At 38.3% G+C, this 8627-nt stretch carries 6 protein-coding genes and 1 pseudogene; 2 read left to right on the top strand and 5 right to left on the bottom strand.

From position 1 onward, the window contains the following. Window positions 1–151: 151 nt before the first annotated feature. Window positions 152–1066 carry a DMT family transporter gene (locus ACFRAK_RS26810; protein WP_387599149.1) on the top strand — a complete coding sequence of 305 codons (915 nt, stop codon included), beginning with the start codon at window positions 152–154 and terminating at the stop codon, window positions 1064–1066. A gap of 135 nt (window positions 1067–1201) precedes the next feature. Here ACFRAK_RS26810 and ACFRAK_RS26815 read toward each other — a convergent pair. The 3 genes and pseudogenes from ACFRAK_RS26815 to ACFRAK_RS26825 form a co-directional block, all read right to left on the bottom strand. Beyond that, window positions 1202–1498, bottom strand: a pseudogene (locus ACFRAK_RS26815) (DNA alkylation repair protein); the annotation flags it as partial. A 279-nt stretch (window positions 1499–1777) separates the two neighbouring features. Further along, complete coding sequence (locus tag ACFRAK_RS26820) at window positions 1778–2341, bottom strand: HPP family protein (protein WP_387599152.1); 564 nt, start codon at window positions 2339–2341, stop codon at window positions 1778–1780. Window positions 2342–2624: 283 nt separating this feature from the next. Then, entirely contained in the window at window positions 2625–4343 is a 1719-nt protein-coding gene (locus ACFRAK_RS26825) for an ABC transporter ATP-binding protein (protein ID WP_394572872.1), read from the bottom strand. A gap of 218 nt (window positions 4344–4561) precedes the next feature. On the opposite strand from ACFRAK_RS26825, the gene ACFRAK_RS26830 reads away from it, so the two are divergent. Continuing rightward, window positions 4562–5803 carry an MFS transporter gene (locus tag ACFRAK_RS26830; RefSeq protein ID WP_387708176.1) on the top strand — a complete coding sequence of 414 codons (1242 nt, stop codon included), beginning with the start codon at window positions 4562–4564 and terminating at the stop codon, window positions 5801–5803. Between the two features lie 200 nt (window positions 5804–6003). On the opposite strand, the gene ACFRAK_RS26835 is transcribed toward ACFRAK_RS26830, so the two are convergent. After that, complete coding sequence (locus ACFRAK_RS26835; protein WP_394572873.1) at window positions 6004–7266, bottom strand: glycosyl hydrolase family 18 protein; 1263 nt, start codon at window positions 7264–7266, stop codon at window positions 6004–6006. Window positions 7267–7470: 204 nt separating this feature from the next. Then, window positions 7471–8220, bottom strand: a complete 750-nt coding sequence (locus ACFRAK_RS26840) for a (S)-benzoin forming benzil reductase (protein ID WP_394572874.1) — start codon at window positions 8218–8220, stop codon at window positions 7471–7473. Window positions 8221–8627: the final 407 nt, after the last annotated feature.

Genomic DNA, 8627 nt, shown 5'->3' on the forward strand with positions numbered 1-8627 from the left:
GTTTCTTCTATTATACAAAATAATATATAAAGAACTGAACTATAATGTTAAAATTAGTAGTAATTAATTATGAAAATTGAAATGTCATTGTGCACAATGGCTTCGATCTTTTTTCACTTAAACTGTGAAAGATGAAAAGGAGCAAAAATATATGCAATATTATTATTTTTCGTTATTACTTTTAACAAGTTTATTATGGGGTGGAAACTTTGTCGTAGGAAAATCGCTTGTCGGTCATGCTTCTCCGATGACGTTGACGAGTTTAAGGTGGATCATTGCCATTAGTTGTCTTTTGCCAATTGTATGGTGGAAAGAAAGAAAGATATTTCCGCCCCGAAGTGCAATCATTCCTTTATTTTTGATGGGAATTACTGGTGTGGTTCTATTTAATCTATTACAATTTGCAGCATTAGAGAAAACTACCGCCACTAATGTTGGATTAATATCAACATTAAACATGATTTCAATTGCTATTTTTTCATTTTTCTTTTTAAAAGAAAGAATTAATATTCTCCAAATGTTTTCGATGTTCCTTTCGCTTATTGGCGTAATACTGGTACTTTCAAAAGGAAATATTGATCTATTCCTTTCATTACGATTTAATTCAGGTGATTTATATATGATTTCTGCTGTATGCGTTTGGGGAATATATTCCGTTTGTAGCAAATGGGCAATGATAACAACAACACCTCTGATGTCTACATTATATTCTGGTATATTTGGACTTATAGTTCTTCTTCCGTTTAATTTTTCTAATTTTGCAGTGTCTAATATAAATACTTCTTTCATACAATCTATTTTATATACAGGCATTATCTCAACAGTAGCATGTATGGTACTTTGGAACATTGGTGTACAAAAATTAGGTACAACAACATCAGGTATTTTCTTGAATTTCAATCCTATTTTCACTGCGATTTTAGCCTTTCTATTATTAGGTGAAAAAATGACGTGGGTACAAGGAATTGGTAGTGGCATTGTGATTATAGGCTGTTATTTGTTCTCACATTTTAAAGCGAAAATGATTTTTAAAAAGAATCCTAGACAATCGCAGATTCAAGCATGATTTTTTTCAAAGACTATAAACGTAATATCTCTCGTGATTAATTTTCTATATATACATTAAAGCCTGTTCCAAGGTGGATACAGGCTCGTTTGTTCAAAAACATCTTACATACTTGCGTATAAAAACAAGCCTTTCTTAATTGACTTCTTTTTGGAACTTTTCGTAACCATTTAGAAAACTGCTTTTTTCTTGTCCCTTCTACTATTCCATTTGCCTTTGCAGTCCCTACACCTTTTCTTGGTGTGGCAAATATGAAATCCCCACTGTGAATAGAAAATTACTCATAGCGGATTTCGTTCGTTCCGGCGAATCGTGAATCGTATTTTTCCCACTATCAAGCTTATTGGAAATCTTGCTTTCTGAAAATTCAACGTCAAGCCGATTCCTTAAAAGCCAGCAGTAGCAACTCCAGCCCGCTGACATTCGAACTTTCACCAGGCTAATAACACAACTGATGAACTTAATGGAAAGAACATCATGTAAAATAAACACCCTTTCTCAAAATTGGCTTCAGTTTTTAGACAAAAGGCATTCGGAACGAATTAATTCCGAATGCCTTTTATGAATTTAATCGCATACATGCTTTTTTGCATTCTGCGAAAATATGGTCGCCAGATTAATGGATAATTTTTAGGAAACTAAATTTCGTCAATAATCGGAATCTCTCTTTTTAATATTGAGTCACATATAAAAGTTTATGAAATATTTTTTTCATAACCAGTGTTTTGGATACTGTCTTGTTTGAAATAAATTATTATAAATCATCGATACAAAAACTAATAATAAGGTACCTATTACAATCGGAATCAGGAATCCCCAACCAACTTGAGAATTGATTGAAACAAGGGCACTTGCTGCTGCGGGAGGGTGAACGGTTTTTGTAAAAGTCATTATAATTAATACAATAGCCAGTACCAGGCCAATAATGAATAGGCTCTTACCAAAAATGCTCCAAATGATAAGGGCTGATGTTGTAGAGATTATATGTCCACCAACAACATTACGGGGTTGTGACAAGAGACTTTTATGCGCACCAAAAACAATAACGCAGCTCGCCCCAAGAGGAGCTAATGCCATAGGATATCCTAAATAGACAGCTATAAAACTAATAATGATAATGGCAATGAGTCCACCTATGGCTGAAACAAAGGAATCCATATAATCAATTCTGTCTTTTTCTCTAGCTTCGCCCTTCATTTTCTTTAAATATGCTGTTAAACCTGCATTTTGTTGATTGCTCCAACTTTTTTCAAGACTTTTTTCGAATTCCATCATTTATGTTTTCCTCACGTTTTCTAAGTAAGCCGACAAGTCGACAAGGTTTTTACGTATTGATATCTTACAGGAAAACAATGAATTTTTAAATATATATTTGTTTGTTTTCCATAAAACAGTTAACAATCCCCCTTATGTCTGTGAATCTTTCATTATAGATTTCACCTCAATTTGTTCATAGAAATATTAATTGAAAATTATGTTTTTATAGAGACCATTATTGTTTGAACTTCACCCCATTCTATTAAAAAAGCTATATGTCCTTGTGAGGACATATAGCTTTTTATCTCTTTTGAAATTGTAATTGATGCAGATTGGCAAAAAGGCCCCCCTGCTTAAGTAAGTCATCGTGACCGCCCTCTTCAGCAATTCCTTCTTCCGTAACTACCACGATCTTGTCAGCGTTTCGTATGGTTGCCAAACGGTGTGCGATGATTAGCGTAGTTCTGTTTTCAGCCAGTTCAGTAAGAGCCTGCTGTATTATTCTTTCCGTTTCAGTATCGAGTGCAGAGGTTGCTTCATCGAGAATTAATATGGGCGGATTTTTTAAAAACATCCTTGCTATTGCAATCCGTTGTTTTTGTCCTCCCGATAATTTCAAGCCGCGTTCCCCTATTTGAGTCTCATAGCCTTCCGGAAGTCCTTCAATGAAAGTCTCCAAATGGGCTTTCCTTGCGGCTTCTTTAATTTGTTCACCAGATGCGTCAAGCATTCCGTACGCAATGTTCTCTTTTACAGTTCCTGTAAAAAGAAACACATCTTGCTGGACTATGCCAATTTGTGAGCGCAATGACTTTTTCGTCATCTCACGAATATCAATTCCATCAATGGAAATCGAGCCGGCATTAACATCATAAAATCGTGGGATCAATGAACATATAGTCGTTTTCCCGGCTCCTGAAGGCCCGACAATGGCAATGGTTTCACCCGCTTTAACTGTTAGATCAATATCTTTTAAAACCGGCTTTTTATCTTCATAGTTAAAAGAAACGTCTTGAAAGGAAATATCGCCCAAAAGGGTGGTCACTTCTATTGCATCCTTCTTATCCACGACATCAGGCGCGACATCCAGAAGTTCCGTAAAACGCTTAAAGCCGGCCATCCCTTTTGGATAGAGTTCCATCAACGCACTGATTTTGTCGATCGGTTTAAATAATACGTTAACGTATAAGACGAATGCAACCAGTTCACCATAAGAGAGCTGCCCATGAAATGTTAGCCAAGCTCCTATCACCAACACGGCCAGGGTCATAAATCTCGTCATCATGTAAATGCCTGATAAGCTAAAGGACATTACCTTATATCCAAGAAGTTTCGCTTTACGGAATCTGCGATTATTAGTAGAAAATCTTTTCATTTCATATGTTTCATTAGTAAATGATTGGACAACCCTCACCCCTGAGACGCTATCTTCCACACGGGCATTTACATCTGCAACTTCTGTATACATTTTCTTCCAGGCTTTATTCATCTTTAAGTTACTTATGACAATTAATAAAACGAGGAACGGTAAGATACAAACCGATATGAGTGCCAATTTCACATTGATCGTCAACATAATCCAAAATGAACCTATAAAAGTCATGAAGGCAATGAATAAATCTTCGGGACCATGGTGAGCAAGTTCACCAATATCGAACAGATCATTAGTTATGCGGCTCATGATATGGCCGGTTTTCGTGTTATCAAAAAAACGAAAAGATTGTTTTTGCACATGCTCAAATAATTCCTCACGCATATCAGTCTCAATATTGATACCCAATTTGTGACCCCAATACCCTACGATGAACTGTAGGAAGGTACTAATGATATAAAGGAGGAACAATCCGGCACTTACCGAAACAATTGCAGACCAATCGTCGCCAGGCAGCAGTGTATCTATAAACCACTGAACGGCTAGCGGAAATGCAAGTTCAAGTACAGCCACCACCACTGCACTGAAGAAATCAATAATGAATAACCGCTTATGCGGGAGGTAATATGAAGCAAAACGTCGAATCATCAAATTTTTCTCCTTTTCTACATATATTAAGGAGTATAATTCCATATTCAATATTCAGCAAGCATTTCATAACCCCCATTTTCATATTATGGTAAAATCATCTTATAAAACAGCCCAACCCGGCTCATGCAATCTATTAAATTAGGGAGTGAATCCAGTGTAAAAAAGATAACCATTTTAAATATCCATGATTTTAGTTTCTTAAAAGGATGGTATTCATGAAAAATACATCGTTTCGATGCCTTTGGATAGGTCAGGCGTTTGCAAATCTAGGGGATATATTTTATGTAGTCGGGTTGATTTCACTATTATATACCTTGACGGGATCTGCTTTTTATTTGAGTTTGCTTCCGTTCACTACAACGATTTTTAGGTTTTTCAGCAGTTTACTTGCCCCCCTTGTCATCGACAGGTTTCCTTTAAAAAGAATTCTTGTACAATCTCAATGGTGGAAAACTATCTTACTCGTTTGCCTAGGAATCTATATAACAATTTTCAATCATGGTTTTTCCGTTGCCGTCATTTTCTTCATCGCCTTGATTTCATTATTGGATGGAGTCGCAGCGCCGGTCAGCGCAGCTTTGGTTCCTCAATTAGTTCCAAAAGATGAACGGATGAAAGCGAATGGTTTCTTGAATGTGATCACCCAGACCATCTTTGTAGCAGGATGGCCACTAGGCTCCGTCTTATTGATAAGCACCAACAGCAGCTTCATCATTTGGCTTGCTGTCATGCTTTTTGCCGTTTCAACGATCTATACAGTTAGAATCGAAATCTCTGGGCAAACGACGGATTCTGTTGCTCCGACAAACTGGGGTTCCATTAAATCCGGATGGGTTGCGATTCACCAAATCCCAACTATCCGTACACTCATTTCCATTGATTTTATAACTACTTTAGCTTCAAGCGTGTGGGTGGCTGCCATTATTTATTTATATGTAGAACAGAACCTGCAACTTGGTGAGGAGTGGTGGGGATACATCAACACAAGCTACTTTGTCGGCATGATTTTCAGTGGATTGATCGTCATCCGTTTTGCCAAGTTACTAGAAAAATATATTGGTTTCTTCATCATTCTCGGGCTATTTTTAAGTTCACTGCTGATTTTGCTTTTTGGAACTACCAGTATTCCAGCTTTGGCTTTGCTGCTGGCATGCCTGTACGGTCTCCCGGAACAAATCAGGGAAGTGATTTACACCAAGCTATTCCAAGACCATGCAACGGAAAAGACTCTTGCAAAAATTTATGCCGTTTGGGGAGCGGTCATCAATCTTACATTTGCCGGCTCTGTCTTACTATTAGGCTATATAACGGAAACATACAGTGTCAAAACAACATTCCAATTTTCTTCCACCCTGATATTCCTTGCCTTTCTTTATGCAACGTTTAAAAGGAAGGAATTACAAGGAAAAAAATGTGATCCATCACTGTCAAGTCAGCCTTCTAACATTCCTAGATGATGCTTTTCTTTCGATTTAACATAAAAAAGGAACCTTGGTTTTTCCATGGCTCCTTTTTTATGGTTCAAGACTCCTCGAACCATATTGTCTCTCTTTAAAATCTTGCTCGGTGTGATTGGCTTGCCCCTGATTAAAGCTGCACAACCAAACAAGGAAAAAAATATCTAAAACTTCTTTTCACCACTTGGCACCCATTCATTCTATTTGATAATCCAGATATTATTATCCATAAACTCCCAATTCTGCGGAAATTCCAAACCGATCTGCCAATAAGTAGCACCTATCAGTTCATATGCATCAATCATTTCATATTTTGCGCTTATTGATCGAATATCTTCAAACCAAACGACATGATTCGAATTCTCTCTTCGATAAGAATAGGTAGGGGAAACCGCTGAAGTGTCAAAAGTTATTTCAGAGCCAGTTGCAATGGCAAGATTTTGGGCATTTTGAGCTGATAAAGCCTTAGTCTCGTGGCTTGGAATTATCCAATCATAGCCATACATAGGAAATGCCGACTGCAGTTTATACTCAGGTATAGTCGACAAAGCATAGCGAAGAACTTCGCCCATCCACCAAAGTGGGGAAATGGGTTCAGGCGGGCCAGTTGGATATCCATAGTCAATGGTCATCACGGCAACAAGGTCGGCTGCCTCTCCGATCCCCCGATAATCATGCCCGCCTACAATTCGATTATCTGGATTATCCGCTGTTTTTGCATGTACGTTCACATGCAGGATCAGTTCCTTCAACCCCTCCTTTAATTCTTTTAAAAAAAGCACATAATCGGAACGCCTGGCAGGTGGGATGAATTCGATGTCCATACTGACACCCCCATATCCTTTCTCCCTAACGAAATTAAGCATACTTTTGATTAAATTCGCTCTGAATACTGAACTGGCAAGGACTTCACCAGCCAAATCAGCATCAAAATCACCACCTTGGAAGTTCCGGATCATCAGTAGCGGCTTCACCCCTGTCTGCTCGCATTTCGCAATAAGGGGGAGATCATCACCATCAACGTATGCATTTCCTTGCCTTGTAAACGAATAAGCTACAATGGCTAAATAGGATAATTTATCACCATTCTGCTCAAGTGTTTCAAACACTACTCCACCTGAGGCCGGGAAGGCAAAACCCAGCGTAATCAATTGATTTTTGTAAGGAGACGGAATTATTATCTCCGTACCGGCTTTTAGCGAGTTTGCAACGATTCCTGGATTTGCCGCCATGATTTCCGCTGCACTCGTACCAAAACGACTGCCAATTTTAGTAAGGGTATCCTGACTTTTTATTAGATACCTCCTATTCACCGTTTTTTCATTAGGTATATACAATGCCAGGCCAGGGACCAAAGTTGTTGATTCCAATCCGTTTACTTCAATTATCCTCGATGGGTCAACTTTATTTTTCGTGGCAATTCCCCAAAGACTGTCACCCTTTTTCACAATAATGATCGTCATTAAAAGCCCTCCAAACCCCTTCAAAAAAAGTTTATGTCATTCAGGCAATTGGATAGAACGCATTATCACATTTCCTAATGATGAAATCCTGGTTTTTTAGACTTTATTTTAATTGGGATACAGATCACAAAAAAAGAGGCTGTCCAAAGGTACAGCCCCACATATAAGCCATCAGTCGATTTTCGTTTCACATTCTCCCATACATCAAAGTAAATTCTTAATATCGTAGAACTTCCCATTCTCCAAATCTTCTGCCTCAAGAAGCTGCAAAAGTTTATCTGCCACAAATTCGGGGCTTCTTAACATGCCATTCTCTTTATATTCATGAAATTTGTCTCGATCGGAAAAGTCCCGTTCGTCTGCTGACCGGATTGTCCCTTGCATTTCCGTATCCATTACACCCGGTGAAAAAGAAATGAGAGACGTAGGGAAAGATGTTTTATCCTGTTCCAACCCTGCAACCCGTGTAAACATTTCTAGCCCTGCCTTCGTGCTGCAATAGGCTGACCAGCCATGATAAGGGTTTTTTGCTGCTCCTGAAGATATGTTGACCATTACCTTCTTTCTGTTCCAGTCCTTTGTCTGTTTAACGAATTCATCAGCCAGTACGATGGGTGCCATGAAATTCACCCGCATGCTCATTTCCAAATTTACTCTACCAAGGTTTCCTACCGGCTTTATCGGTTCAATGACACCTGCATTATTAATGAAATAAATGTCACTTGTTTCATCGACAGCAGCAAGAATCTCATTGACTAAGGAGGGTAACTTTTCAGTTTCATTCAAGTCCAGTGAAATAAATGTAAGTTTCTTCCCGAATCTGTCAGCCATCTGCTGCATTTCAGGATGGGCTGTACGGGAAACTAAGATGCAATGATCACTCGTCTGCAAACAGCCTTTGGCGATGGCAGCCCCTAAACCTTTTGAAGCTCCTGTGATTATAAACGTTTTCACGGCATTTCCCCCTTTTATGGATATATACTATTGTACCAAAATGGAGCCCGAATGGTCTCCTGCCGAATCCCTTTCACTATTCTTACCGAGGATGATTACTATAATTTTTAAAACATTATTGGCTATACTCCATGATTTTTTCATTTATATGAAATAAATCCTCATTGGATTGAAGAAATTTGCGAACCTGCCGAGACTACAGAGATGCTTGCTTTGATGAGGCTTGGCAGACAGGCGGCGGAAAGGAACGGATTTGTGAAATTATGAACGTTGATCAAAGAAAAAAACTGCAGGCAAACTCGCTTTTACGAATTGATCTGACCCAATAAAGTTAGACATATAGTTTAAGCAGCTTCTAAGACTTGAGTTCGGTATTCTATCGGACTCAGGTCGTTTAATTTTCTCTT

The organism is Peribacillus sp. NPDC056705 (assembly GCF_043656335.1).

What these genes read in the sequence shown, in the direction of transcription:
- ACFRAK_RS26810 (WP_387599149.1), top strand. Translation starts at nt 152, where the DNA reads ATGCAATATTATTATTTTTCGTTATTACTTTTAACAAGTTTATTATGG.
- ACFRAK_RS26820 (WP_387599152.1), bottom strand. Translation starts at nt 2,341, where the DNA reads ATGATGGAATTCGAAAAAAGTCTTGAAAAAAGTTGGAGCAATCAACAA.
- ACFRAK_RS26825 (WP_394572872.1), bottom strand. Translation starts at nt 4,343, where the DNA reads ATGATTCGACGTTTTGCTTCATATTACCTCCCGCATAAGCGGTTATTC.
- ACFRAK_RS26830 (WP_387708176.1), top strand. Translation starts at nt 4,562, where the DNA reads ATGAAAAATACATCGTTTCGATGCCTTTGGATAGGTCAGGCGTTTGCA.
- ACFRAK_RS26835 (WP_394572873.1), bottom strand. Translation starts at nt 7,266, where the DNA reads ATGACGATCATTATTGTGAAAAAGGGTGACAGTCTTTGGGGAATTGCC.